A 1,400-nucleotide genomic window follows, 5' to 3' on the forward strand; every position below is an offset into this window, starting at 1 on the left:
GCTATGCTGAGGGATCTTTCTCGGAGATACGATCCAGCAGATGCTGGAAGCCGAGATGGATGACCATCTCGGTTACAGCAAATATGACTACAAGAACAAGCATACAGATGACAGCCGCAACGGCTACAGCCCTAAAACAGTCACCTCTTCGGCCGGAGATATCCCGATCGACGTCCCCAGAGACCGCAAGGGTGACTTCGAACCGCAGTCAGTCAAAAAGAACCAGACCGATATCTCAAATATAGAGGATCAGGTCCTGTCCATGTATGCAAAAGGCATGACGACCCGGGATATCTCGGCTCACCTGCAGTCTATCTACGGTGTGGATGCCTCTGCTGAAATGATTTCGCGAATGACGGATCGAATTCTGCCGATTGCCAAAGAATGGCAGAACCGGCCGCTGGCCAAAAAGTATGCAGTCGTCTTTATGGACGCCGTGCATTTCAATGTGAGGCAGGACGGCCGAACCGTCAAGAAAGCCGTTTATGTTGCTATTGGGACAAGACTGGACGGGCATCGTGAAGTCCTTGGCCTGTGGGTCGGCGGAAATGAGAGCGCCAAGTACTGGGTCGGTGTCCTTAACGAGATCCGTAATCGCGGCACCGAAGATATTTTCATTATCTCCGTCGACGGCCTGACAGGCTTTGCAGATGCGATAAGCGCCGTATATCCCAAGGCCGAAATCCAGCGCTGCATTGTCCATCAGATCCGTTACACGACAAAATTCGTCTCTTACAAGGACATTAAGGCTTTTATGAATGATTTGAAGGGTGTCTATCAGGCTCCTACACTGGAGCAGGCCGAGGAAGGGCTTGACAGACTTGAAGAGAAGTGGGGCTCGAAATACCCGTCTTCGGTAGCGAGCTGGCGGAACAACTGGCCTCAGTTATCCGCTTATTTCAAGTATCCCTATGAGCTGCGCCGGATGATCTATACGACAAACCAGATCGAGAACTACAACCGGCAGCTCAGGAAAGTGACAAAAACACGTACGATCTTCCCCTCAGACGACGCCCTTCTCAAGCTCCTTTATCTTGCGACGATGGACATCACTGAAAAGTGGACCGGCAGGGACAGGGACTGGAGTAAAATTCTGTCACAGCTGTGCATTTACTTTGAGGAACGCATAGAACCCGGAGATCTGGAATAGCCCTAAACGCCTATAAGAAAAGTCCGGGCTGCAGTCCATTGACAGCCCGGATAGCGTATGTCATTATGGTGATACTGAAGCAGTAACGGTAACCCTTTGATGTCTTACATCGATCCAGGGGCAAGGGGTTTACACAGAATAAGTTACACTACCTAGAAATCTTCCTCTAAGGAATGGAAACCACTCTATATTTTCGTGGGTGCATATATTGCGCTCGTTAGAAATCTTCCTCTAAGGAATGGAAACATTT

The 1,400-nt window shown here is 49.7% G+C and carries 1 protein-coding gene; it reads left to right on the forward strand.

The features are described 5' to 3' along the window. Positions 1–40: 40 nt before the first annotated feature. Entirely contained in the window at positions 41–1,150 is a 1,110-nt protein-coding gene (locus EH55_RS00005) for an IS256 family transposase (protein ID WP_051682485.1), read from the forward strand. The last annotated feature ends 250 nt before the right edge of the window (positions 1,151–1,400 follow it).

It is taken from the genome of Synergistes jonesii (assembly GCF_000712295.1).
In the GTDB taxonomy this organism is placed as follows: domain Bacteria; phylum Synergistota; class Synergistia; order Synergistales; family Synergistaceae; genus Synergistes; species Synergistes jonesii.

Bases quoted from the DNA above. Each gene is read 5' to 3' on its own strand.
- EH55_RS00005 (WP_051682485.1), top strand. From the start codon at position 41: ATGCTGGAAGCCGAGATGGATGACCATCTCGGTTACAGCAAATATGAC.